Origin of the sequence: Colwellia asteriadis (assembly GCF_039523295.1) — a bacterium.
Classification (GTDB): Bacteria; Pseudomonadota; Gammaproteobacteria; order Enterobacterales; family Alteromonadaceae; genus Colwellia; species Colwellia asteriadis.
The window spans coordinates 232,027-257,571 of sequence record NZ_BAAAFA010000008.1 but is presented as its reverse complement, the minus strand read 5'-3'; the positions used below and the strand labels follow the sequence as shown (position 1 = coordinate 257,571).

19 protein-coding genes and 1 pseudogene are annotated in these 25,545 nt (G+C 38.8%); 19 read left to right on the top strand and 1 reads right to left on the bottom strand.

All coding sequences use genetic code 11. The features are described from left to right. Positions 1–12 precede the first annotated feature (12 nt). The 8 genes from ggt to ABD005_RS12915 all read left to right on the top strand — a co-directional run bounded on the left by ggt (position 13) and on the right by ABD005_RS12915 (position 9,895). Entirely contained in the window at positions 13–1,773 is a 1,761-nt protein-coding gene (gene ggt, locus ABD005_RS12950; protein WP_343817899.1) for a gamma-glutamyltransferase, read from the top strand. Between the two features lie 160 nt (positions 1,774–1,933). Next, positions 1,934–3,553 carry a methyl-accepting chemotaxis protein gene (locus ABD005_RS12945; protein WP_215979608.1) on the top strand — a complete coding sequence of 540 codons (1,620 nt, stop codon included), beginning with the start codon at positions 1,934–1,936 and terminating at the stop codon, positions 3,551–3,553. A 459-nt stretch (positions 3,554–4,012) separates the two neighbouring features. Then, positions 4,013–5,062, top strand: coding sequence for a 3-oxoacyl-ACP synthase III (locus ABD005_RS12940; protein WP_343817898.1), 1,050 nt, complete (start codon positions 4,013–4,015; stop codon positions 5,060–5,062). Continuing rightward, positions 5,062–5,955, top strand: a complete 894-nt coding sequence (locus tag ABD005_RS12935; RefSeq protein WP_343817896.1) for an alpha/beta fold hydrolase — start codon at positions 5,062–5,064, stop codon at positions 5,953–5,955. The genes ABD005_RS12940 and ABD005_RS12935 overlap by 1 nt, the downstream gene beginning before the upstream one ends. Positions 5,956–5,989: 34 nt before the next feature. Next, positions 5,990–7,798: an olefin beta-lactone synthetase gene (gene oleC, locus ABD005_RS12930; protein ID WP_343817895.1), complete on the top strand. Its 1,809-nt coding sequence runs from the start codon at positions 5,990–5,992 to the stop codon at positions 7,796–7,798. Then, positions 7,791–8,894, top strand: a complete 1,104-nt coding sequence (oleD, locus tag ABD005_RS12925) for a 2-alkyl-3-oxoalkanoate reductase (RefSeq protein ID WP_343817893.1) — start codon at positions 7,791–7,793, stop codon at positions 8,892–8,894. The genes oleC and oleD overlap by 8 nt, the downstream gene beginning before the upstream one ends. 62 nt (positions 8,895–8,956) lie before the next feature. Beyond that, entirely contained in the window at positions 8,957–9,352 is a 396-nt protein-coding gene (locus tag ABD005_RS12920; protein WP_215979603.1) for a thioesterase family protein, read from the top strand. 93 nt (positions 9,353–9,445) lie between these two features. Then, positions 9,446–9,895 carry a hypothetical protein gene (locus tag ABD005_RS12915; protein WP_215979602.1) on the top strand — a complete coding sequence of 150 codons (450 nt, stop codon included), beginning with the start codon at positions 9,446–9,448 and terminating at the stop codon, positions 9,893–9,895. A gap of 312 nt (positions 9,896–10,207) precedes the next feature. Here ABD005_RS12915 and ABD005_RS12910 read toward each other — a convergent pair whose 3' ends face one another. Beyond that, positions 10,208–11,242 carry a DUF4238 domain-containing protein gene (locus tag ABD005_RS12910; RefSeq protein ID WP_343817890.1) on the bottom strand — a complete coding sequence of 345 codons (1,035 nt, stop codon included), beginning with the start codon at positions 11,240–11,242 and terminating at the stop codon, positions 10,208–10,210. Positions 11,243–11,699: 457 nt separating this feature from the next. Here ABD005_RS12910 and olsF point away from each other — a divergent pair, with 457 nt between their 5' ends. The 11 genes and pseudogenes from olsF (at position 11,700) to ABD005_RS12855 (ending at position 25,531) form a co-directional block, all read left to right on the top strand. After that, positions 11,700–13,415 carry a bifunctional ornithine lipid synthase OlsF gene (gene olsF / locus ABD005_RS12905; protein WP_343817889.1) on the top strand — a complete coding sequence of 572 codons (1,716 nt, stop codon included), beginning with the start codon at positions 11,700–11,702 and terminating at the stop codon, positions 13,413–13,415. A gap of 352 nt (positions 13,416–13,767) precedes the next feature. Beyond that, positions 13,768–16,902 carry a D-2-hydroxyglutarate dehydrogenase YdiJ gene (gene ydiJ / locus ABD005_RS12900; protein WP_343817888.1) on the top strand — a complete coding sequence of 1,045 codons (3,135 nt, stop codon included), beginning with the start codon at positions 13,768–13,770 and terminating at the stop codon, positions 16,900–16,902. Between the two features lie 30 nt (positions 16,903–16,932). Next, on the top strand, positions 16,933–17,181 hold the full coding sequence (locus ABD005_RS12895; protein WP_343817887.1) for a hypothetical protein: 249 nt from the start codon (positions 16,933–16,935) through the stop codon (positions 17,179–17,181). Positions 17,182–17,202: 21 nt separating this feature from the next. Beyond that, positions 17,203–18,093: a porin gene (locus ABD005_RS12890; protein WP_343817918.1), complete on the top strand. Its 891-nt coding sequence runs from the start codon at positions 17,203–17,205 to the stop codon at positions 18,091–18,093. 51 nt (positions 18,094–18,144) lie between these two features. Beyond that, a complete protein-coding gene (locus ABD005_RS12885) occupies positions 18,145–18,417 on the top strand; it encodes a hypothetical protein (protein WP_215979597.1) in 273 nt (90 codons plus the stop codon). Positions 18,418–18,710: 293 nt separating this feature from the next. After that, positions 18,711–19,706: a phenylalanine--tRNA ligase subunit alpha gene (gene pheS, locus ABD005_RS12880; protein WP_252738842.1), complete on the top strand. Its 996-nt coding sequence runs from the start codon at positions 18,711–18,713 to the stop codon at positions 19,704–19,706. A gap of 10 nt (positions 19,707–19,716) precedes the next feature. Then, a complete protein-coding gene (gene pheT / locus ABD005_RS12875; RefSeq protein WP_343817885.1) occupies positions 19,717–22,140 on the top strand; it encodes a phenylalanine--tRNA ligase subunit beta in 2,424 nt (807 codons plus the stop codon). A 3-nt stretch (positions 22,141–22,143) separates the two neighbouring features. Next, positions 22,144–22,443 (top strand): integration host factor subunit alpha, encoded by a 300-nt coding sequence (locus tag ABD005_RS12870; RefSeq protein WP_215979595.1) that lies wholly within the window; start codon positions 22,144–22,146, stop codon positions 22,441–22,443. 313 nt (positions 22,444–22,756) lie between these two features. Continuing rightward, positions 22,757–24,580, top strand: coding sequence for an ABCB family ABC transporter ATP-binding protein/permease (locus tag ABD005_RS12865; protein WP_343817883.1), 1,824 nt, complete (start codon positions 22,757–22,759; stop codon positions 24,578–24,580). 22 nt (positions 24,581–24,602) lie between these two features. Further along, entirely contained in the window at positions 24,603–25,172 is a 570-nt protein-coding gene (locus ABD005_RS12860; RefSeq protein WP_343817882.1) for a DUF1415 domain-containing protein, read from the top strand. A gap of 116 nt (positions 25,173–25,288) precedes the next feature. After that, a pseudogene (locus ABD005_RS12855) lies at positions 25,289–25,531 on the top strand (hypothetical protein). Positions 25,532–25,545: the final 14 nt, after the last annotated feature.

The window sequence follows — 25,545 nt, the reverse complement described above, 5'->3', positions numbered from 1 at the left end:
ATAAGGAATAGCATGAAAACTCCAACGTTCGTAAGATTTAGCGCGTTAACTTTTTTGATAAGCCAAACATTTTTCACCCTCGCGGCTTCTGCACAAGTAAGGGAAGTTAGAGAGCCTGAAGGCGCAACGGGCTTTTTCGCTAAAAAAGCTGTTTATGGTAAAAAACACATGGTTGCCAGTGCCAATGAATACGCAAGTAAAGCGGCTTTTTCCATGTTAGAAAATGGCGGGAGCGCTGTTGATGCTGCTATTGCTGCGCAATTAGTGTTAACGCTAGTTGAGCCTCAGTCGTCTGGAATTGGCGGTGGTGCGTTTATGTTGCATTGGCATAAAAAGTCACAACAACTAACAACCTTTGACGGTAGAGAAACTGCGCCTAAGTTAGCAACTAGTGAATTATTTTTAGATAAACATGGCAAGCCGCTACCTTGGATGAAAGCCGTGGTTGGTGGTAAGTCGGTTGGCGTTCCTGGCTTACTTGCCGCTTTGAAAAAAGCACATGTTCAACAAGGTAATTTACCTTGGGCTGACTTATTTACCCCCGCTATTGAGCTTGCTGAACAAGGCTTTGTAGTTTCACCACGCTTAGAAAAATTATTAGGTATGGATATGAATCCAGGTTTACATCAGTTACCTGAAATTAATCAGTACTTTTTTCCTAATGGCGTGAAAATTAAAGCAGGGGATATTTTAAAAAATCCAGATTTAGCTAAAGCGTATCGCAGTATTGCCAAAGAGGGGATTGAAGTTTTTTATCGAGGCTGGATCGCTAAAAAAATTGTTGAAAAAGTACAAAACTCCGCTATTTCTCCAGGAACATTATCTGAGCAAGATATGGCAGCTTATCAGGCCATAGAAAGGTCGCCAGTTTGCGGTCCTTATCGTCAATACAAGGTATGTGGCATGGCACCGCCTAGCTCTGGTGGCATTGCGGTTATTCAAATATTAGCGCAGTTACAATCGTTCGACTTAGCCAAACTCCCCCCTAATTCTTTATCTGCGGTGCACCTGATTAGTCAAAGTGCTCGTTTAGCTTTTGCTGACCGTAATAAATACATTGCCGATAGCGACTTTGTTAGTGTGCCAGTTACGGGGTTACTGGATAAAGATTATTTAGCGAGTCGAGCAACGCTTATTAATGAAAGTAAAGATATGGGGGTAGCAGTTGCTGGTGATCCCAAAAAATCTCAACATTTAGCGTTAGATAACGCGATTGAACGACCTTCAACTAGTCACTTGTCGATAGTTGATCAATTTGGTAATGCGGTTTCAATGACCAGTAGTATTGAGAACGGCTTTGGCTCAGCATTGATGGTACAAGGCTTCATTTTGAATAATCAATTAACAGATTTTTCATTAGCACCCCAAGTTAACGGTAAGTTGGTTGCAAATCGCGTTGAACCGTCAAAAAGACCGCGTAGCTCAATGGCACCGATGATGGTATTTGACCAAAATAAGTCATTAAAGCTTATTGTTGGCTCACCTGGTGGCAGTCGCATTATTAATTACGTGGCACAAACTATTGTCGGGGTTTTAGATTGGCAGTTAAACATTCAAGAAGCGATTAACCTCCCTAAATTTACAAATCGCAATAAAGTTACTACATTAGAAGTCGATACATCAATTAGTGAATTAAAATTAGCACTCGAAGAAAAAGGTCATAAAGTTAGAGTGAGTGCGTTAAATAGTGGCGTACAAGGAATAGAAATAAAAGGAGGGGAGCTAATTGGTGGTGCTGACCCTCGTAGAGAGGGGCTTGTTTTAGGACGATAGTGCTATCTAAGTTATTGTTTTAAAAAATTTAAGTGGCTACACCTGTTTTTTTATACTAATATTTCAATTAAATATTCACTTTTAGTTGTGATGTTTTGCTAGTAAAATTAAATTGAGTAGTTATTATTAAATTTAGACTAAAAAAATTAAGGTAGTACGTATGAATTTACGAGCAAAGATTTTAACGTTTGTAGTGGTGTTATTTTTGTCACTAATTAGTGTTGCTGTATTAGGTTTACAGGTTTTAAATCAAGCAAGTCAAAGTGATAATATTGCTCGCATAAACCAGCTAATGAAGTCGACTGTAAATATTGTACAACAGTTCGAGTTATTGGTTAGCCAAGGCGAGCTAACGGAAACACAAGCGAAGACCTTTGCTACTCAAATGCTTAGAGAAAATAAATATCATGACTCTGAGTATGTTTATGTGGTTGATGATAATCTTGATTTTGTAGCCACGCCTCATGATCCTCAATTACACGGTACTAGTTTTAATGATTTTAAAGATGCTCAAGGGCAGAGTATCGGACAAATGGTTGCTGGTTTAGTGGGTAATAAAACCAATCAAATCATTACTTATCACTGGAATTCAGAACGTGATGGGCAAGTGGTTGATCTTACCTCGGTTGTTGAAAAAACACCTAAATGGGGCTGGTATATAGGTACAGGTATTAGCGAAGCTGAAAGTGATGCGCGTTATTGGTCAACCGCTAAATGGTTATTTTCTCTATCAGTAATTATTGCGGTAATATTATCTGCTGCTTTAGCACGCTTTGGTTTTGCGCTAAATAATGCTTTAGGTGCTGAAATTGATGACGTACATAAACTTGTACTTAAGGTTTCTCGTGGTGATTTAAAACAAGAAGCTCGTTTTAGCGATGCCAGTAATGAAAGTGTTGTTGGGGCAATTAATTACATGCAAGCATCCTTACAACAAGTAGTACAAGGCATTAAGCATGTTACAGACCACTTAAAGTCGCAAACACATGATTCTGAAAGCCGTGCCACAGAGTTAGATAAATTAACTCGTGCAATGAGTGATGAAACTCAAATGGTTGCTTCGGCAATTACCGAATTAACAGCCTCGGCCAGTGCCGTCGCTGAAAACGCGCAACAAACGGCAAGTTCAGTCGTTGAAGCTGAAGAGCAAGGTGAAACGGCGAATGTTCTTACCCAAGAAGCGTCTAAAACGATTAACTTATTAGAAACGCAAATAGAAAGTGCTGGCGCTAATATTCAGATATTAGATGATGAAGTTAATAGCATTGCTAATGTATTAACGGTTATTCAAAGTATTGCAGAGCAAACCAACTTACTGGCATTAAACGCGGCAATTGAAGCGGCTAGAGCTGGTGACCAAGGGCGAGGCTTTGCGGTTGTTGCTGATGAAGTACGTCAATTAGCACAACGTACTCAAAGTAGCACTGAAGAAATTCATCAAATGATTACTAAACTGCAAAATGCCGCGAAAGATGCTAAATCATCAGTCAGTCAAAGTATTGAAACCAGCGAACAAACAGTTGAAAAATCACAGCAAGTATCAGAGCAATTACAAAAAATTGCTAACTCATTGGGTGAAATATCACAAATGAGTCATCAAATATCGACTGCGGCAACTGAGCAATTAGAAGCTGGTGAAGATACGGCAAGACGTATCGTTAATATTTCAGATACGGCTGAAAATACCTCAAGTGTATCGCATCAAGCACAAACAGCAGCACATGAAACACAACAGCTAAGTGTTAATTTAGAGACAGAAATTAATAAATTCTCTATGTAGTTTTTAACGTTAAGTAGTAATGAATTATCATTCATTACTACTTTTTTGCGCTAATGATAACAGTAGTACACTCTTTTAATTTCAGTAGCCATTACCATTCACAGATTAACTTTTTCAGCGTAAGCGTTATCGAAATTGTCATAGTAAAACGACAAAAATGTGAAAAATCCAATGGAATGTTTAACATTAGCTAATCTTTTGGTTGAATCCTACAGTTATTCTTGCTCAAATGGCGCCCCATATAAGTAATAATTTTAATTGGCTATTATTGCTGCGTTATTGATAACGGTGTTATCGATGATTTTGTTCACGTTTTTAATGTTTTAACATGAGAAACAAGCTTAGATGTGAACAACAGTTGTGATTATCACGATATTGTCTAGCAGCGAAAGTGACGTTATCGCATTAAATAGATAGCAGTTAAGCAATACAAACCATAAATAAGTAAAAATCATATAGATGAAATATTCCCGCGTTTTTATAAATAGTTTAGCTTACGAATTAGCTCCTGAAATTGTTAGTAGTTCAGCGTTAGAATCCCGTTTAACGCCGTTATATCAAAAATACCGTATTCCTATGGGACAACTTTCTGCTTTAACAGGTATTGTTGAACGTCGTTGGTGGCCTAAGGAACATGTGTTATCTGATGGTGCTATTGTTGCGGCACAAAAAGCTATTGCTGAAACAAATATTGACGTTGCTGACTTAGGTGCTGTGGTTTATACCGGTGTTTGTCGTGATCAACACGAGCCTGCTACCGCTTGTCGTATAGCGGCAAAACTTGGTGTTTTAAAAGATACTGCGATTTACGATATTAGTAACGCTTGTTTAGGGGTTTTATCCGGTATTTTAGACATCGCTAATCGTATCGAGCTTGGGCAAATCAAAGCTGGCTTAGTGGTTTCTTGTGAATCGGCTCGCCATATTGTCGATGTTACCATTGAAGATATGCTTGCTGATCCAACCATGCAAAATTATGCACGCTCGTTAGCAACGCTAACTGGAGGCTCAGGTGCTGTCGCGGTATTAATTACTGATGGTACACTGGCACTAACTTCTGAACGCAGTCACCAGCTGTTAAGTGCTAGCCATTTATCAGCACCAGAACATAATAACTTATGTCAGTGGGGCTTGAAAGAAGTGGGACCACAGCTATTTCGTGAATTTATGCGCACCGACGCGGTAAGTTTATTAAAAGAAGGCGTGATGTTAGCAAAGGACACTTGGGAGCACTTTTTACAACAACAGCAGTGGGTTGTTGAACAAGTTGATAAAGTTATTTGCCACCAAGTTGGTGCTGCCAATCAAAAACAAGTGTTAACGGCATTGAATATTCCCGCAGAAAAAGAATTTCCTACTTTTCAAAAATTAGGCAATATGGGCACGGTATCTTTACCAGTGACTGCCGCGATGGCTCATGATCAAGGTTTTCTACAAAAAGGTGATAATGTCAGTTTTTTAGGTATAGGCAGTGGTTTAAATTGTATGATGTTAGGGCTGAAATGGTAATGATAGATAAAGCACTTTTTCCCTTTAAAGAAAACTTTATTACCCGTAACGGTCAGCAATACCATTATTTGAATGAAGGTCAAGGCTCACCAGTTGTTATGGTGCATGGTAATCCAAGTTGGTCTTTTTATTACCGAAACTTAGTGAGTGCATTGCGTACTAACCATCAATGTATTGTACCTGATCATATTGGTTGTGGTTTATCAGATAAACCCGATGATGCCGATTATGATTACACCTTAAAAAACCGTATTGATGATCTTGAAGCATTACTTGAACACTTAAATGTTAAAGATAATATTACCTTAGTGGTACATGATTGGGGCGGTATGATAGGTTTAGGATACGCAGCACGCCATCCCGAACGTATTAAACGTTTAGTCGTTTTAAATACGGGCGCTTTTCATTTACCTGCGAGTAAAAAACTGCCTGCCGCTTTATGGTTAGGTCGTAATACTACGCTAGGAACAATTTTAGTGCGTGGCTTTAACGCCTTTTCGGGTATAGCATCATTTATTGGTGTTAAGCGAAAGCCTATGAAAAAGTCAGTGCGTCAAGCCTATGTTGCGCCTTTTAATTCATGGAAAAACCGTATTTCTACGTTACGTTTTATTCAAGATATTCCCTTAAAGCCCCATGATAGAAACTACGCGTTAGTGTCTGAAATTGCTCAAAGCCTGAGCCAGTTCAAAACGCTACCAACTATTATTTGTTGGGGACTAAAAGACTTTGTTTTTGATAAGCACTTTCTCAATGAATGGCAACAACGTTTTCCCAATGCACAAGTACACGCCTTTGATGATTGCGGACATTATATTTTAGAAGATGCGAGTGATGAAGTTGTACCACTAATTAGTGACTTTATTGCTAAAACTGAAAGTACCTTACTATAACAAACAGTAAAATTAGTGCTAAATGAGTCATGCCATGGATAACCTAAATAATGATAATAACCAGGCTAAAATAGATGTTTCTAACGTCACTTCATCTAGCGCTATTTTGTCTGATGCCAATTTATGTCGGCACTTAGCGAGTGCCGCTAAGCTTACCCCTAACAATTTAGCTGTTTCAGTACAGCGCTATCGTGGTTTCAATCGTAACGCTTTAAACGCTAACGTTAATAAACTTTTTTACGACGAGTTAAGTTTTGCACAACTGCACCAGCAAAGTGATGCTATTGCTCATGCGTTACTCGCTTATGGCATTAAACGTGGTATGAAAGCGGTGCTAATGGTTACGCCAAGTATTGATTTTTTTTCGTTAACCTTTGCTCTTTTTAAAGCTGGCATTGTTCCAATTTTAGTTGACCCCGGCATGGGAGTTAAAAACTTAAAGCAATGTTTTGCTGAATCAGCTCCCGATGTTTTTATTGGTATACCTAAAGCACATATTGCACGTAAACTTTTTGGTTGGGGAAAAAATAGCGTTAAGCTACTGCTAACCGTTGGAGGCTCTAATACTTTAGCAACTATAATAGGTGGTTTAACGCTTAATCGTTTATTGAAAAAACACCCAAGTGTTGAGCCCTTTCCAATGGCGAAGCTTAGTGATGATGAAATATCAGCAATTTTATTTACCAGTGGTAGTACCGGTACGCCAAAAGGTGTGGTTTATAGTCATAAAATGTTTGAAGCACAAATTAGCGCTTTAAAAAACGACTATGGTATTGTTGCTGGCGAGCGTGATTTAGCAACATTTCCGTTATTTTCACTTTTCGGTCCTGCATTGGGTATGGCGTCAATTGTACCCGACATGGATGCCAGTAAACCGATTAAAGCCAACCCTGCGTTTATTTTTGCTGCGATTGAAAAATATCAATGTACTAACTTGTTCGCTAATCCGGCACTGATTGAAGTACTCGGACAGGCAGGTAGCAAGGTTAATGGTCAACCACATCAATTATTAAGCTTAAAGCGCGTTATTTCTGCGGGAGCGCCCGCTACTTTGAGTTCGATTAAACGCTTTATTCCGTTATTAAGTTCTCATGTAGAAGTGCTCACATCATATGGCGCAACAGAGTCATTGCCATTAACCCAAATAGGAAGCAATGAGCTATTAACCACTACCGACATTACCGATAATGGTGGCGGTATCTGTGTTGGCCGTGCTATTGATGGTGTAGAAATTAGCATCATTGCCATTACCGATGATGTTATTGATACATGGCATGACGATTTAGCGTTACCCAAAAACACCATAGGTGAAATTGTTGTGAGTGGAGACATGGTCAGTCATAGTTATTACCAGCGCGATACTGCAACAGAACAAGCGAAAATTTATAGTCATGTAGCTGGCACAAATAAGCTAGAGCATCATAAAACTACCGTTCGTCACCGTATGGGCGATTTAGGTTATCAAGACAGCCAAGGGCGCTTGTGGATGTGTGGACGCAAAGCACATCGAGTTGATACACCAAATAAGCAATACTTTTCTATTCCGTGTGAGCGGATATTTAATACCCATGGTGATGTAAAACGTACCGCGTTAGTTTCAGTGACATTACTTGGCGCGAAAACGCCATTACTGTGTATAGAGCTAACCTCGAAAGGCAAAAAAATATCAGCTCAAGCACAACAACAATTATTTAGTGATTTGTTTGCTATAGCGTTAAAGCATCCGCAAACTAAAGGCATTAAGCACTTTTTGATACATCCCGATTTTCCTGTTGATATTCGTCATAATGCGAAAATATTTCGAGAAAAATTAGCGGTCTGGGCACAAACTCATTATGAATAAAGCAAAAAACCTTATTGCGGATGATTTCGCTGATTTGCCTAACGCGCTTCAACAAGCGCTTTCTCAGTTATCAAGTCGCGTTAATCATGCTTTTGTTACCGGCGCAGGTGGCTTTTTAGGTCGTAAAATTTGTCATTTTTTAGTTGCCGCAGGCATTAACGTCACAGGCTTTGCCCGCGGTAAGTATCCTGGTCTTGAACAAGCTGGCGTTAATATGATTCAAGGAGATATTAGTGACTTAAAAGCGTTATCTCAGGCAATGAAAGGTTGTGATGTTGTTTTTCATGTTGCAGCCAAAGCTGGCGTTTGGGGAAGTAAGCAAGCATACTTTTCAGCGAATGTAGAGGGCGCTAAAAATATCATTGAGAGTTGTCATCAGCATAATATCGCTAACTTAGTTTATACCAGCACGCCCAGTGTTACGTTTGCCGGCGTTGATGAAGCAGGCGTTGATGAATCACAGCCCTATGCTGGCAGTTATTTAAACTATTATGCTCAATCAAAAGCACTGGCTGAGCAGTTAGTGTTGGCTTCATCGGCAATCACAACTGCCGATACGGCTAGCACTAAGGCATTAAAAACTGTTGCGTTGCGCCCACACTTAATTTGGGGGCCGAATGATCCGCATTTAGTGCCAAGAGTGCTCGATCGAGCAGCAGCAGGGCGGTTAAAACTGGTTGGAAAAAAAGATAAACTAGTTGATACCATTTATGTCGACAATGCCGCTTATGCACACATTCTAGCGGCGCTAGAGCTAACCCAAGCTAAACCGCGTTGTTTAGGTAAAGCGTATTATATTAGTAATGATGAGCCCATTACGATGGCGATTATGCTCAATAAAATACTTGCTTGTCGAAATTTACCGCCAGTTAGCCAGCGTGTTCCAAGCAGTGTAGCCTACGTTGTTGGTGCTATGCTTGAATGGCTTTATTTAGCTTTAGGAAAAAAGCAAGAGCCAGTCATGACACGCTTTGTCGCTAAACAGTTATCAACGGCGCATTACTTTGATATTAGCGCCGCGAAAAAAGAATTAAATTATCAGCCCTTGTTCAGTATTGAACAAGGCATGGATCGCTTACGTACCTCTTTATCTTAAACAACAAATAACGTTAACGAGCTTCACGTTGAGAAAGCGCTTATATCGTATCAGGAAATATTGTGACTAAAGTTTTTCATCATCCCGTACAAATTTATTATGAAGACACCGACCATTCTGGTGTGGTGTATCACCCTAACTTTTTAAAATACTTTGAACGTGCCCGTGAACATGTGATTGACAGTGACAAACTCGCCAAACTATGGAACGAGCAAGGGCTTGGTTTTGCGGTATATAAAGCGAATATGATTTTTCAAGACGGTGTTGAGTTTGCTGAAATTTGTGATATTCGTACCCGTTATAGTTTTGATGGCAAATACAAAACACTATGGCGTCAAGAAGTATGGCGACCTAATGGCACCAAAGCGGCCGTAATAGCAGATATAGAAATGGTCTGTTTAGATAAAGACAAACGTTTACAACCAATACCCGCTGAAGTATTAGCAAGTTTGAGCTAAAGCTTGCCACCGTAAGGGGTATATAATTCAGCTAACAGACAATTACAATTACAATTACAATAAAATGCACAAACACGTTAATAAGGATATTTTATGAAAACGTTAATGTTATTACCTTTAGTATTAATGATAGGTTGCTCATCTAAGTCAACAGCACCAATATCAACGGAAGAAAATCCAAAGCCAGAGCCAAAAAAAACCGAGATAAAAAATAATAAGCAGGCGACAGCCCCTACAACCGTAAAAACTCAACATACCATAGTGACGGTACCTAAAACTTACGCGCCACATTTATGGTCAGGGCACAAGGCGCTACCTGAGTCGGTTGAGTTATGCGCACAGAAAAGCCAAAGTATTCTCAATTCACTCGGTTTTAAATCCGTGGTACAAAATGGCAATTATACGTATGGCAACTTTAACGATAATAGAGCGGCGCTAAAGTGCTTTACACAAAGCGAGCAAACCATAGTGTATTATGCCGTAGCCGGCCCGCAAGTGACCTTAGTCGAAAAACTCAGAAATGAAATTGCTTGGAAGTTTTAGCCTTACATTAAACAGGCCTGAAAACGTTATAGTCTTTAGCTAATCGTAAAGGTTATAACCAAAATCTAGAAAAATGCTATTCCTACCTTTTTATCTAAATTTTAGCCGATAAATACTATGTGTAGCTTATTGCACTTTATAGCTTAGCGAATGACTTGTTCGTCAGGTGTCTTTGCGTCTTGTGTATTCACTGGTTTATGAAGTCAGCTAAGTGCACTTAGTGGAAGTTACTAGTGACTAGAGTAATACATTAGCACATATACTCTAAGGCCGTTTCGTCCCCATTACACCATATATGAAAAATGTACAAATTTACTTCCCAAAGTCTTTAATAGCATTTAGGTTGGTTTTTACATACTTCTTATATGGCTTAAGTGATTCTTTACTGTCACCAATAATATGAAAATTGGCTTTTTTAGCCAGCTTGATGTTCATTTCTTTTACGTCATCAACCGATACTTGAACTCTACCGCGTGGAAAACGATTCGATTTGTTAATCATATAAGCCACGCTTGGTGATATTGGGTAGTAGAAATCGCACTCATGCTCTTCTGGTGGTTTAACCTCGTCAGTCAATGCTTGATGAGTATTTACAATCGGCTGGTCAGAGGTAATAAACGGTGTGTTTGTATCATTGATAAGCAAGCAATGAACATCGTCTTTTCTATCTAAGTACAGTGACCGCCCCATACTAATGCCAAACATATATCCAATGAACCACCAAGACTCTTGAGTCAGCTTCATTATATGGTTTACTTGTTCTTCCGTGGTTTTATCTAAGCTAGACCTAGATTTGCCCAGTCCAGCACCTATCGTATCTTTGAAGTTCTTGGTTCTAGCAATCTGGTGACCGAAGAACTGCATGAAAAAGATCATATTTCGGTCGTTATCAAGTACAGATAAATCACGATTTGCCAGTGCTTTTAACACATCTTGAGCCTCATCTTCATGAGCCGTGTGATAATTTTCAATACCGTTGTACTTCCAAGCCTCAAACATTTTATCGACTTTTTCGTTTTTAATGCCACTCTGCTTATAGATGGATTCCATATATTGCATTTTCATGTAATCATTTAGATAAGACATATGTAGTTCATGTAGGTCTTCTGGGCTTTTAGTTGACCATCCTTTTATAACTTCCACATGGTCAGGTGTAAGTGCTTGAACTCGATAAAAGTCACGTTCAACAGCAATGCTTTTAACGCTATCATTTCGAATAATGTTGTTGTTCTTTTTGGTGGTGTAGAAAACGTTCTTGTTATCGGGTGCCCACCGCCTCATATAACTAGCCCAAACATGATGATGGTTTTTCTTTGCTTCTAAGCTTTTCTTGTTGATTTCGACCATGCGCTCTTAGATCCTCTGCATCGAGTGTTCATAACAACTCTATCATGATGTTAGCTCTGTTTTACTTACCGAAATGTCTTGGGGTTTTGTAGATTACAGTCACAAAATACACAATTATGCAGTGCCCACCAATAGTTGAGCAACTAATTATTGAAAGAAAGTGGAGGGAAGGTCTTTAATTGTAGCTTTCATAAAGTGTAAGATGATTTCCTAGAGCGCTTTGTGCCCCGAGGCGTGATAGAACTATTAACATTATGTTTGCTGTATGCTCAGAAAGTTGACCTCTGTTACATCTCATTATTTATACCACCAAGAACAAATTAAGTATTAGAATAGAATTTTTATTAGGCCATCAAAGTCTGTCATAAATTTGTCAAGTAAATGTCAAATATAAGCCATATAGCTTGATTACAGTGGTACTTAACTTGAAAAGTTATCTACTGGTGGAGAAAGCAATATGTTCAATGTTGACCAAGTCGTTACTCAGAAACTCCCTAAGATGAATCACCAGTCACTGGTGAGCAAAAGCGTGAAAACTATTTTACGTTATTTATTACACGAACAAGCGTTAGTTGAAATTGAACGAAAATACCCACACGCTAAAGGGGTCGATTTTGCTGAAACCATTCTTGACCACTTTGATTTTGGTTACTGCATCAGTGATAAAGATAGAGAAAAAATACCAGCCAATGGTCGTGTTGTTATTATTGCCAATCACCCCATTGGCACCTTAGATGGCGCTGCGTTAATTAAAATGGTTAGTGAAATACGTTCAGATTTTAAAGTGATTGCCAATGACTTACTGATGAATGTTAAACCGCTGCGCAATATTTTATTGCCGGTGAATAATATGGCGGGTAATACCGCGAAACAAAACCTCGATGCGATTTATCAGCACCTCAATAATGAGGGGGCTGTTATTATTTTTCCTGCGGGAGAGGTATCACGCATTAGCCCCGCTGGCATTAGAGACGGTAGTTGGCATAAAGGCTTTTTACATTTTGCTAGCGCAACGAATTCCCCTATTTTACCAGTTTACATTGATGCGAGAAATTCAGCATTATTTTATGCGGTATCAAGTATTTATAAGCCGTTATCTACCTTGTTTTTAATCAAGGAAATGTTTAAACAAGCACACAAACGTATGAATATTAAAATTGGCAATGTGATTCCGTTTGAACATTACGATGCGCTAAAAATTCCGTTGGCGAGTAAGGCTAAACTTTTTAAAAAGCACTTGTATAATATTGGTTATAACAAGGCCGAAATATTAAAAACTGAAAAAGCTATTGCTCACCCCGAAAATCGCGCAGAGCTTAGAATGGCGATTAATGAATGTGAGCAGCTCGGTAAAACTGCCGACGGCAAAACCATTTTACTTTATCGACATGAAAGCAGCTCACCCATTATGCGTGAAATAGGTCGCTTGCGTGAAGTGTCGTTTCGTTTGGTTGGTGAGGGCAGCGGACAACGACGCGATATTGATTGTTATGATCAGCATTATCTGCATTTAATTTTATGGGATGATGACGATTTAGAGATTGCTGGCGCTTATCGCTTTGGTGAAAGTCAAAAATTAATTGATGATCCCGAGTCTTACGGCTTGTATACCAAAACGTTATTTGATTATCAGCCGCATATGAATGCCATTTTTGCCCAAGGATTAGAGTTAGGACGTAGCTTTGTCCAGCCTAAATACTGGGGCAAGCGCAGCTTAGATTATTTATGGGTGGGAATTGGGGCTTTTGTCGCTAGAAACCCACAATATCGCTTTTTATTTGGTCCTGTTAGTATCAGTAATACTTTACCAAATACCGCGAAAAATTTACTCATTCACTATTATCAACACTACTTTAAAAGTGAGCAGCAATTAGCTAAGGCGAAAATACCTTTTCAATTGAGTGAAGTAGCGCAAGAGCAATGGCTGTCAAGCTTTGATGGTAACGATAAAGAGAAAGATTTTATCACTATGAAGCACTTGTTAGCTAACTTAGGCGTTAGCGTACCAACGCTTTATAAGCAATATTCAGCATTGTGTGAAGATGGTGGTGTGAGCTTTTCAGCATTTAATATCGACCCTGACTTTAATGATTGTGTTGATGGTTTAGTTGTTGTTGATCTTGATAAGTTATTGCGTAAAAAGCGTGCTCGCTACATTGAAAGTCATCAGTAAACAATGGCAACTATAATTATTTTTAGCTGCTTTCATTAATATTGCTCATTGCGGTAGCAGAGTATTGAACTAGCGTTAGCAGCTAAAAACTTATCTTGTTGTTATTCATTTTGGCAAATTATTAAATTGTTCGCTTACAACGCTAGAAAATGACCTTTAATTTAGCGTAAAGCGTTGTAATGGACTATCAACAACACGACATTTAAGGGAAGGTATTATTCATTATTGGTAAATATAAATTCATAAAAGCGTGAAAAATATCATTAACAAGGTGAATTTATTCGTTTTTAGAGTAAAAATTCAGTTTTAGCGTGATATACTCGAGCTACTGTCCTGTTTTAATTTTTACCTTATGCTTCCATATATTAGTCATCAAGAACACTTACCGCCGTTATACCAAAATTTTGTTAACGACTTGAATAAAAACAACTTTAGTGGTGATGTTAATGCGAGTTATAGCGCTCGCTTGGCAGTGGCAACAGACAATAGTATTTATCAGCAATTACCGCAATTGGTTATTCATCCGCGCAGTAAACAAGATATTGTCATTTTAACGTTATTAACTCATAACGATGAATATCGTGAGATTAAATTCAGTGCTCGTGGCGGCGGTACAGGTACCAATGGTCAAAGTTTAACGCCAGGTGTGATAGTTGATTTATCTAAATACATGAATAAAGTATTAGAAATCAACGTCGCTGAAAAGTGGGTGAGGGTTGAAGCCGGTGTGGTTAAAGACCAGTTAAATGATTATTTGCGTCCTCATGGCTTTTTCTTCGCACCTGATTTATCAACGTCAAATCGCGCGACAATTGGCGGCATGATTAACACCGATGCTTCAGGGCAAGGCTCGTTAGTCTATGGTAAAACCTCAAATCATGTGTTGGCATTGGACTCTGTTTTAGCTAATGGTGAGCTACTTAGTACTGCGCCAATGAGCTTGACTGAGGCGCAACAAATAGCTGAGCAAGACTCCACTTTAGGTCAAATTACCAAACAAGTATTAGCTTCATGCTTAGATAACCGAGCACTCATTTTAGAAAAATTTCCACGCTTGAACCGTTTTTTAACGGGCTATGATCTTGAAAACGTGTTGCAAACAGCTAAAGGTGATACTAATGGCGAGCTAGCAATATTTGATTTATCGCGCTTGATCACAGGGTCTGAAGGCTCGCTGGCGTTTGTTTGTGAGGCCAAATTAAATATTAATCCAATTCGTGTCGCTAAAACCTTAATCAATATTAAGTACGATAGCTTTGACTCGGCATTACGTCACTCTCCAGCTTTAGTTGAAGCAAAAGCTACGTCAGTTGAAACTATTGATTCAAGGGTATTAAATTTAGCGAAGCAAGATATTGTTTGGCATAGTGTTAGTGATTTAATTGCTGATGTACCAGCTAAAGTCATGGATGGCCTCAACGTTGTTGAATATAACGGTGATAGTATTGAAGGTTTAGCAGCGCAAGTTGCTGAATTAACCACGCAGCTTGACGAATTAATTGCTGGTGACAGCGCGCAAAGTGGCGGTGTTATTGGTTATCAAGTTACTTCAGATCTCGCTAGTATTAACAAGCTTTATGCAATGCGTAAAAAAGCGGTTGGCTTATTAGGTAAAACTGAGGGCAGCCAAAAACCACTGGCCTTTGCAGAAGATACCGCTGTTCCACCAGAGAACCTAGCCGATTTTATTGCAGAGTTTAGAGCTCTACTTGACGGTCATCAACTTAATTACGGTATGTTTGGTCATGTAGATGCGGGCGTATTACATGTTAGACCTGCGCTTGATATGTGCGATGAAGCGCAAGAAAAGTTACTTCGTGTGATTTCAGATCAAGTCGTGAAGCTGACCGCAAAATATGGCGGCTTAATGTGGGGCGAGCACGGTAAAGGTTATCGCTCTGAATATGGCCCTGAGTTTTTCGGCGAGCAATTATTTACTGAGCTCAGAAAAATAAAAACCGCTTTTGACCCGTTTAATAAAATGAACCCAGGTAAAATCTGTACGCCAATTGATTCAGCTGAACAGTTGGTGAGCGTTGATGATACTAAACGGGGCTATTTTGATAGGCAAATTCCAATACAAGTGAAAGAGTCTTTCACTGCAGCGATGGACTGTAACGGTAATGGTTTATGTTTTAACTATGACGCAGATAGCCCGATGTGTCCGTCGAGTAAAATTACTCGTGATCGACGTCATTCTCCGAAAGGACGCGCAGGGCTTATGCGTGAATGGCTGCGGTTATTGGAAAAGCAGGGCGTAGATATTTTAGCCCTTGAAACGCAAGTTAATCACTGGTCAGTGAAAAAGCTACTTGATGGCACTATTGGCAAATTAAAAACGGGACTGTTTAAAAAAGAAGAGAACCAAGACGATTTTTCTCATGAAGTGATGGAAGCGATGCAAGGGTGTTTAGCTTGTAAAGCATGCGCAAGTCAATGTCCGATAAAAGTTGACGTGCCCGATTTTAGATCGCGCTTTATCAATATTTACCACTCTCGCTATCCGCGTCCGATGAAAGATCACTTAGTAGCGAACGTCGAAATACTCGCGCCGCTAATGGCTAAAGCGCCAAAATTAGTGAACAGCGTACTTAACACTAAAGCTTATGAAAAAATTTCAGAAAAAACTATTGGTTATGTTAATACACCAATATTGAGTGTACCGACCTTAAAAAAACAAGTAAAAAATGCAGGCTTTTGTGGTTTTGACTTAGATAAACTACGTAATCTGACCGAAGATCAGCGCAAAGGTTATGTATTAATTGTACAAGACCCGTTTACGTCGTTTTATGATGCTAAAACGGTTGAAAGCATGATGGCACTCATTAAAAACTTAGGGCTAGAGCCAATATTATTACCATTTAAGCCTAATGGTAAAGCGCAACACGTTAAAGGGTTTTTAGCGCGCTTCGCTAAAACGGCAAAATCAACCAGTGATTTTTTAAATCAGCTTGCCGTGTTGAATATTCCTATGCTGGGCATGGATGCTTCTATGGTGCTTTGTTATCGTGACGAGTATCGTAAAACCCTGGGGGAGCAACGAGGTGATTTTAACGTATTGTTGGCGCACGAATGGCTACTAACCTTTATTCAAAATGATGAAAAATTTAAAGCAAAATCTACGCTAAAAAATGTTCCTGACTTTAAGTTGTTTGCGCATTGTACTGAAAAAACTGCGCTAGTGAACAGTGAGAATGAATGGCAACAAATATTTTCGTATTTTGGTCTTAACTTAGAAAAAGTTAGTGTTGGTTGTTGTGGTATGGCAGGAACTTACGGTCATGAAAAAAATAACCTAGCGAATTCAAAAGGCTTATTTGAGTTGAGTTGGCAAGGAAAAATTGAAGCATTATCAGCAGAGCAAATACTAGCAACAGGGTTTTCTTGCCGTTCGCAAGTTAAACGCTTTAGCGAGTTAAATGCTCGTCACCCTGTTGAAGCATTATTGAGCATAGTTAACGCTGAAAATAAAAGTGTCACTGTGTAATAATCACGCTAGATTAAATAAGGATAGATCATGAATAAAGCTGTTTTTTTTAGTGTAGTTAGCATTACAGCAAGCACTTTTTCACCGCTTTGTAGCGCATTAGAGCTCTATAAAGATGAAAAAAGCACGGCCGACTTTAATGGTAATTTGTCAGCATACTATTTAAAAGCCGATGATATTAGCCAAGTTGAAGATGGTTTTTCACGCGTTTATTTTGATCTATCACATCACATAAAACATAACTGGCAAGCTATTGCTAAGTTAGAATGGGGTGTTTAACTTTCTACTACTGACGATAGTATTATTGTCAATCACAATGGTTTAACCAGTACCGGGCCTAGTAGTGACACTTTATGGTTAAGACAAGGTTTTGTTGGTGTAGAGCACCAAGATTACGGACGTTTCACTGTAGGTAAACAGTGGGGTGTTTCTTACGATATTGGTGGTGTAACTGATTGGTTTGAAGTATTTGGTGCTGAAGCTTCAGGTACCTATAATTTTGGTACCGATGGTGGATTTTCAGGTACCGGGCGCGCCGAGCAAGCGTTGCAATATAAACTCAACTATCAGCAGTTTTCTTTTGGCGTTCAGTATTTAGCTTCTGATGAAAATTTACATATGGTTGGAGAAGGGGTTAAAGATTTATCTGCGGTGCTTAATTTTGAAAACTCTTATGGATTTTCAGTTATTTACCAAGCACCATTTGAGCTAGGACTTGGTTTAGCGTACAACGTTGCTAAAGTCAGCTTGGCCGCTAATGGTTTAAAAACAGAAGCGGTTGATGATGAATTGATCTCCGCTCATTTAACCTATCGCCCTTATGGGAGTCTTGGTCTTCACGTCGCGCTGGTTGTCACTGAAATGAAAAATCATGATATTAATGATTTAGGTCAAGTGATGGCAAAATCAAGCGGTATAGAATTATTCAGTGCCTATCGTTTTGAAAATGATATTTCTTTAATTATTGGTTATAACTCATTAAAAGATAATTCATCATTTTCAAGTGCTCATCCTGATTTAGGCGCTGATGGCAGTTATCACAAAGAGTATTTTATTTTAAGTGCAAAATATCATTGGGATGAAGATTTTTATTTGTATATCGAAAGTAAACGTGATCGATCTAAGCTTGCAGCCCAAACACAAAGCTTAGCTGAAAATGCTACTGGTATTGGCATGATGTTTACTTTTTAGCGCGAAATATTAATTTCATATTAATATTTCGTAATTTCAAGTGAGGTCGCCATGAATGAAGATACGCTGATTAAACTATTAAAAACGTCAATTGGTATTGGTTTGTGTTTATTGCTTTTAGGAATATATTTACACAATTTCAGTGAAACCATGGAAGCGATGGGCGTAACAGGGATTATTATTAGCGCTGTATGTATTGCCTTGGGTTTAGTGTTTTCCTTACCGACAAAAATGTATCTCACCTTTATTCTTGTTAAGCGTGAAACAGATAATGCAGTTACAGCTAAGCATGAAAAAACAATAACTAACAGAAAAAAAACATAAAATTCACTTGTTGCTTTTTGCTGCCATGGTATGGCGTTGACCACAGAGAGCGCCGCTAGGTTAATGCCTATTGTGATACTGAACGCAGCAGGCTTATAAATATCTTATCTATTACAGGTCATACTTTTCTATAAATAGCGCTATACCATCAAAAAATCCGCTATTTACTCTACATAATCATCACTTTTCGTGTAAAATCTATTCCATTTTTACTATTTGACTTAATCTCTTTGTAAACAGCAGGTTCAACTTTTTACTGTTGCTGTTTATTTACCCTGGATTTAGAGGAAATCATGAGTTTAGACACCACCACTATAGATGGCATTGTAGCCCAGGCAGAAACTGCCATTAAAGACGCTACAGATCCTAATGCGCTTGATCAAGTGCGCGTTAATTTTTTAGGTAAAAAAGGATTATTTACCGAGCAAATGAAAGGCTTAGGTCAATTATCAAAAGAAGATAAACCTAAAATGGGCCAAGTAATTAATATTGCTAAACAAGCAGTACAAAAATTACTGAACGAGCGTGGTGAGTTGTTACGCGCAGAAGAAATTAAGCAAAAGTTAGCCGCAGAGTCAATTGATGTAACTTTGCCTGGTCGTGGAACTCAAATTGGTGGTTTACACCCAGTAACACGTACTATTGCCCGTATAGAGAGCTTTTTTGGTGATTTAGGCTTTGAAGTAAAAGATGGCCCTGAAGTTGAAGATGACTATCACAACTTTGATGCCTTAAATATTCCTGAGCATCATCCTGCTCGTCAAGATCATGATACTTTTTATTTCAACCCTAAGTTAGTGCTACGTACACAAACTTCAGGCGTGCAAATTCGTACTATGGAAGTTGAAAAACCGCCATTACGTATTATTTCTCCTGGTAAAGTTTACCGTAACGATTACGACCAAACACATACACCAATGTTTCATCAGGTTGAAGGTTTAATGGTTGATAAAGATGTTAGCTTTACTCACCTTAAGGGGATTTTACACGACTTCTTACATCACTTTTTTGAAGAAGAAGTGGAAATTCGCTTCCGCCCGTCATACTTCCCGTTTACCGAGCCTTCAGCTGAAGTTGATATTATGGGTAAAAATGGTAAATGGTTAGAAGTATTAGGCTGTGGCATGGTTCACCCTAATGTATTACGTAGTGTTGGCATTGACCCTGAAGTGTATACCGGCTTTGCGTTTGGTATGGGGGTAGAGCGTTTAACTATGCTGCGTTATGGCGTAAATGATTTACGCGCATTCTTCGAAAATGATCTTCGCTTCTTAAAACAGTTCAAGTAGGAAACCCATAATGAAATTTAGTGAATCTTGGTTACGTGAGTGGGTAAACCCTGCGCTTTCTTCTGATGAATTAGCTCATCAAATTACTATGGCTGGTTTAGAAGTTGACGGTGTTGATCCAGTTGCTGGTCAATTTAGTGGTGTGGTTATTGGTGAAGTGGTTGAATGTGGTCCTCACCCTGACGCAGACAAATTACAAGTAACGAAAATTAGCTTAGGTGACTACAGCTCAGATACTGTAGTAAAAGGCGAATTAGTTGATATCGTTTGTGGCGCTAAAAATTGCCGCTTAGGCTTAAAAGTTGCGGTAGCAACGGTTGGTGCTGTATTACCGGGTGATTTTAAAATTAAAAAAGCTAAGCTACGTGGCGTACCATCATTTGGTATGTTATGTAGTGAATCTGAAATTGGTTTAGCAGAAAGCTCAGACGGTATTATGGAGCTAGCAAATGATGCTCCGCTTGGTACTTGTGTCCGTGAATATTTAGACTTAGATGATGTAACTATTGATGTCGACTTAACCGCTAACCGTGGTGACTGTTTAGGCATTAAAGGGTTAGCACGTGAAGTAGGTGTACTTAACTCACTTGAAGTGACTGAACCAGAAATTACAGCAGTAACGCCGGTTATTGACGATGTATTAGCAATTAACATTGAAGCTACTGAAGCCTGTCCTCGTTATTTAGGGCGTGTTATTAAAGGTATTAACCCTACAGCAACAACCCCATTATGGATGGTTGAAAAGCTGCGCAGAAGCGGTACACGCTCAATTGACCCTGTAGTAGACGTAACTAACTATGTGTTATTAGAGCTAGGTCATCCAATGCATGCGTTTGATTTAGCAAAAATTGATGGCAGCATTAATGTACGTTTTGCTAAAGCCGAAGAAAAATTAACATTACTCGATGAAAATGAAGTGACGTTAAAAGAAAAAACCTTAGTGATTGCTGACGATAATAAAGCCTTAGCTATGGCTGGTATTTTTGGTGGTCTTGAGTCTGGCGTAACATCAAATACTACCGATATTTTCTTAGAAAGTGCTTTCTTTGCACCACTAGCAATTTTAGGTAAAGCACGTCAATACGGTTTACACACTGATTCTTCACATCGTTATGAGCGTGGTATTGATCCAACGTTACAACATGACGCAATAGAACGAGCGACTGAACTGCTTATTAGCATTGTTGGTGGTCAAGCAGGACCCGTTGTTGAAGCACAATCAGAAGCCGATATTCCAGAAACTAAAGCGGTAAGTTTACGTCGCGTAAAACTCGATAGCCGTATTGGTCATCATATTGAAGATGCACAAGTAACCGAAATTTTAACGCGCTTAGGCTTTGCTGTAGCGCAAACTGGTGAAGGTGTTGAAAAAGTATGGCAAGTTGTTGTTCCTGCATACCGCTTTGATATTAAAATTGAAGTTGATTTAATTGAAGAAGTTGCGCGCATTTTTGGTTACAACAATATTCCTAATATTGCGCCTAGCGCGACATTAAGAATGCGTGCGCAAAAAGAAGCTAAGCTATCGGTTGCCAAATTAAAACAAACCTTAGTTAATCGTGATTATCAAGAAGCGATCACTTATAGCTTTGTTGACCCTAAAGTACAAAGTTTACTTCACCCTAACGAAGCAGTAATGACATTACCGCACCCAATTTCATCAGAAATGTCAGTAATGCGCTTAAGTTTATGGACAGGGTTATTGCAATCTATGGCGTATAACCAAAACCGTCAGCAAGGCCGTGTGCGCTTATTTGAAAGTGGCTTACGTTTTGTACCTGATGCAAGTGCAGAAAATGGTGTACGTCAACAAAACATGCTCAGCGGTGTTATTAGCGGTCAACGTGTTGATGAACATTGGAGTATGGAAAAAGCCGCAACAGACTTTTTTGATATTAAAGGTGATGTTGAAGCGCTACTTGCACTGACGAGTGATGCCAATGCTTATGAATTTTCAAAAGCTGAAGTTGCCGCATTACACCCAGGTCAAACGGCTAAAATTACTAAAAATGGTAACTTAGTGGGTTATGTTGCTGCCTTACATCCTGAATTAGAAAGAAAATTAGGATTAAATGGTCGTACCTTAGTTTTTGAGCTATTGTTATCAGAAGTGTTAGTACAAAAAATACCCGCAGCCGCTGATATCTCTCGTTTTCCTGCTAACCGTCGTGATTTAGCGATAGTAGTAAAAGATGATGTAGATGCAAAAAAAGTTTTACAACTTGTTGAAAAGGTTGGCGGAAGTTATTTAATTGATCTAAACTTGTTCGATGTATACACAGGACAAGGCGTTGAAGAAGGCTTTAAGAGCTTAGCTATCGCCTTAGTACTACAAGATACCAATAAAACTCTAGAAGAAAAAGACATCACTGATGTTATCAATAGAGTGGTTGAGACCTTAAAAACCGAGTTAAATGCATCACTGAGGGACTAAGCAATGGCGCTTACCAAAGCAGAAGTAGCAGAACATTTATTTGAAGAAGTTGGGCTGAGCAAGCGCGACGCAAAAGCAATGGTTGAGATCTTTTTTGAAGAGATTCGTGAAACTTTAGAAAGTGGTGAACAAGTGAAGCTTTCTGGTTTTGGTAACTTCGACCTACGTCAAAAAAGCGAACGTCCTGGTCGTAACCCTAAAACCGGTGAAGATATTCCAATTTCAGCCCGTAAGGTAGTTACATTCAGACCTGGGCAAAAGTTGAAGAGTCGTGTTGAAGAAGGTAATGGCGACGAGTCGTAATACTCGTATTGGCACTTTACCCTTTAACCAATCATTCGGTTACTACAGTACAATATCGTTATTACGGTGATGTAATTGCGGTTAGATAACCAAAAAAACCATACTAGCTTAGCTAGTATGGTTTTTTTATTTAAAGCTTAAGATTTAGCGCCTTAAGGTATATAAACACAGTTCCTGTTAGTGCTCTTTATAGCTCATACCATTTTTGACACTCGCTCTTATTGTTTCACAATGAAGCAAATAAAAAAGCAACGCCTTTAGAAAATTTAGATTATGGCTTATTATAGGTGTTTCTTCTCAAGCAAAGTACGCCATGCGCCGCTCTAGTTATCCAGAACATGAAGTAAACACTATAAACTGGCAAGCCTTTAAACTTATTCTGCCGTATCTTTTTGAATATAAAAAGCGCATTGCTGTAGCGATGCTTTGCTTAGTACTCACCAAAGTTGCGAGTGTTTATCTGCCATTCATCCTTAAAGATATTGTTGATACCTTGGATACCAATGACAATAAAGATCTTGCTAGTTCAGCCTTAGCCATTGTGCCATTGGGTTTAGTGCTTGCTTATGGTTTAGTACGTTTGTCTATTGTGGTGCTTGCCGAAATTCGCGATACCTTATTTGGCCGCGTGACTGAACGTGCTATTCGCCGTATTGGTTTGAAAGTGTTTAGGCATTTGCACCAACTCGATTTAGACTTTCATTTAAATCGACAAACTGGTGGTTTATCACGAGATATTGATCGAGGCACTTCAGGCATTAACTTTTTAATGCGCTTTATGGTGTTTAATATTGTGCCAACCTTGCTTGAGATTGTCATGGTAGTCACCATTTTATTTGTTAATTATGGCATTTGGTTTGCACTGATAACCTTAGGCTCTATTTTAACTTATATTGCGTACTCGGTTTATGCGACTGAACTTAGAACTCGTTATGTTAGGGAAGCGAATAAAGCTGACTCGTCTAGCAATACCCGCGCGATTGACAGCTTACTTAATTATGAAACCGTTAAATACTTTACTAACGAAGAATATGAAGCCCAAGCTTATGATCAGCAACTTGCTAGTTGGGAGCAAGCCAAAATAAAAAACCGCCTATCTTTATTTGCGCTTAATGGTGGTCAGGCTCTGATTATTGCTATCGCAATGACTTCAATGCTTGCACTCGCTGCGGTAAAAGTGAGCGAAGGGCACATGAGTTTAGGTGACTTTGTATTAATTAACGCCTTTATGATGCAATTGTTTATGCCACTAAACTTTTTAGGTTTTGTTTATCGTGAAATTAAAGGCTCCTTAGCGAATATTGAAAACTTATTTTCATTGTTAGGGCAAACGGCAAAAATTAGCGATCGCGACAATGCTAGCGAATTATTACTCAACCAACCCGGCACTAATCATGACGCTAGCCAAGCAACTATTTGTTTCGATAACGTCTCATTTTCATATGAGGTAAAGCGGCCAATTATTAACGAGCTGTCATTTATGATCAAAGCAGGGCAAAAAGTAGCCATTGTTGGTCAAAGTGGCTCAGGGAAGTCGACCTTAGTTAAACTGCTTTTTCGCTTTTATGAGGTTACCGGTGGTGAGATTCGTATTAATGAGCAAAATATCAGTGATGTGTCGCAGCACTCTTTACGAAAGCAGATAGGTATCGTCCCTCAAGATACGGTACTTTTTAACGATACTTTGTTTAATAATGTTCAATATGGTTGCATAACAGCAACTAAAGAGCAGGTATTAAAAGCGATAGAAATGGCTCACTTAGCTGACTTTGTGGCGAGTTTACCTGATGGGCTTGAAACTAAAGTAGGTGAGCGTGGTTTAAAATTGTCAGGTGGTGAAAAACAACGTGTGGCGATTGCGCGTACTATTTTGAAAAATCCACAAATATTAGTGTTTGATGAAGCCACTTCATCACTTGATAGCCATTCAGAGCAGGCAATACTTAAAGCCATTAATGATGTAGCTAAAAATCGTACTAGTGTAGTGATTGCACATCGGCTTTCAACCATTGTTGATAGTGATAATATTTTAGTTATGGCTAAAGGTGCTATTGTTGAGCAAGGTACACACCAGCAGCTATTAGCAATGCAGGGGCAATATAGTAAAATGTGGCGTTTACAACAATCTGAAACATAACAACGTATAAAGCGAAATAAGCATGACAAGTAAAAACAACTATTCACCTGCTATTGATGCAACTAAAGCATGGTTAGCTGAAATTATTATCGGCTTAAACTTTTGTCCCTTTGCTAAAAAAGAGTTTGTTAATAACACTATTTATTACCATCAATCAGCTACATCTCAAGTGAAACCAGCATTGCATGAGTTTATTGAACAGTGTCATTATTTACAAAAGCATGATGAAATTGAAACAACACTGATTATTTATAATGATGGTTTCAGACACTTTGAACGCTACTTAGACTTAGTTGACTATGCTAATGATTTATTGATTGAATCGGGTTTTGAAGGGATATTTCAGTTAGCCACTATGCACCCCGAGTATTGCTTTGCCGGTGAAGATTTTAATGAGCCGAGTAATTTCACTAACCGTTCACCTTATCCTATGCTGCATATTATTCGAGAAGCCAGTATGGAAAAAGTATTGTCGGTTTATAAGGAACCTGAAAAAATACCTGAAAATAATATTGCTTTAGCTGAGAAAAAAGGCAGCGATTATTTTGAGCAAGTCTTGCACACGATTCATCAAAAACACCCACAAAATTAGCACGAGCCTGCATATTATCGATAACGATTTTGCACATTCAAATAACACTTTAGGGGCTGTTGATCTTTCGCGGTTAACTTTTGTTCGAGATAAAAGCGTTTTAATCGCGGCGGACAGTGTGTTGCCTAGTCATTCTAAGCAAATACTGTTCAACAAAGAGTAAAACGCTTTTAGCCGAATCCTTCGGACAGCGTTTGTTGGTCATTTTTACTGCGTTATCACCTTTTTATGTGGAATAACCACACGACAAAGGCTCTGTCTTGTATAAATACCCAACAAAAAGCTGCAAAAACAATCTCGAAAGATCAGCAGATGTATGGACTCCCACCTCCCTCGGGAGTAACGTAATAAGTGACTAAACTTTTACTAAGGA

What these genes read in the sequence shown, in the direction of transcription:
- ABD005_RS12910 (WP_343817890.1), bottom strand. Translation starts at nt 11,242, where the DNA reads ATGGTCGAAATCAACAAGAAAAGCTTAGAAGCAAAGAAAAACCATCAT.
- pheT (WP_343817885.1), top strand. Translation starts at nt 19,717, where the DNA reads ATGAAATTTAGTGAATCTTGGTTACGTGAGTGGGTAAACCCTGCGCTT.
- olsF (WP_343817889.1), top strand. Translation starts at nt 11,700, where the DNA reads ATGTTCAATGTTGACCAAGTCGTTACTCAGAAACTCCCTAAGATGAAT.
- ydiJ (WP_343817888.1), top strand. Translation starts at nt 13,768, where the DNA reads ATGCTTCCATATATTAGTCATCAAGAACACTTACCGCCGTTATACCAA.
- ABD005_RS12865 (WP_343817883.1), top strand. Translation starts at nt 22,757, where the DNA reads ATGCGCCGCTCTAGTTATCCAGAACATGAAGTAAACACTATAAACTGG.
- ABD005_RS12940 (WP_343817898.1), top strand. Translation starts at nt 4,013, where the DNA reads ATGAAATATTCCCGCGTTTTTATAAATAGTTTAGCTTACGAATTAGCT.
- pheS (WP_252738842.1), top strand. Translation starts at nt 18,711, where the DNA reads ATGAGTTTAGACACCACCACTATAGATGGCATTGTAGCCCAGGCAGAA.
- ABD005_RS12870 (WP_215979595.1), top strand. Translation starts at nt 22,144, where the DNA reads ATGGCGCTTACCAAAGCAGAAGTAGCAGAACATTTATTTGAAGAAGTT.
- ABD005_RS12885 (WP_215979597.1), top strand. Translation starts at nt 18,145, where the DNA reads ATGAATGAAGATACGCTGATTAAACTATTAAAAACGTCAATTGGTATT.
- oleD (WP_343817893.1), top strand. Translation starts at nt 7,791, where the DNA reads ATGAATAAAGCAAAAAACCTTATTGCGGATGATTTCGCTGATTTGCCT.
- ABD005_RS12895 (WP_343817887.1), top strand. Translation starts at nt 16,933, where the DNA reads ATGAATAAAGCTGTTTTTTTTAGTGTAGTTAGCATTACAGCAAGCACT.
- ABD005_RS12935 (WP_343817896.1), top strand. Translation starts at nt 5,062, where the DNA reads ATGATAGATAAAGCACTTTTTCCCTTTAAAGAAAACTTTATTACCCGT.
- oleC (WP_343817895.1), top strand. Translation starts at nt 5,990, where the DNA reads ATGGATAACCTAAATAATGATAATAACCAGGCTAAAATAGATGTTTCT.
- ggt (WP_343817899.1), top strand. Translation starts at nt 13, where the DNA reads ATGAAAACTCCAACGTTCGTAAGATTTAGCGCGTTAACTTTTTTGATA.
- ABD005_RS12860 (WP_343817882.1), top strand. Translation starts at nt 24,603, where the DNA reads ATGACAAGTAAAAACAACTATTCACCTGCTATTGATGCAACTAAAGCA.
- ABD005_RS12945 (WP_215979608.1), top strand. Translation starts at nt 1,934, where the DNA reads ATGAATTTACGAGCAAAGATTTTAACGTTTGTAGTGGTGTTATTTTTG.
- ABD005_RS12915 (WP_215979602.1), top strand. Translation starts at nt 9,446, where the DNA reads ATGAAAACGTTAATGTTATTACCTTTAGTATTAATGATAGGTTGCTCA.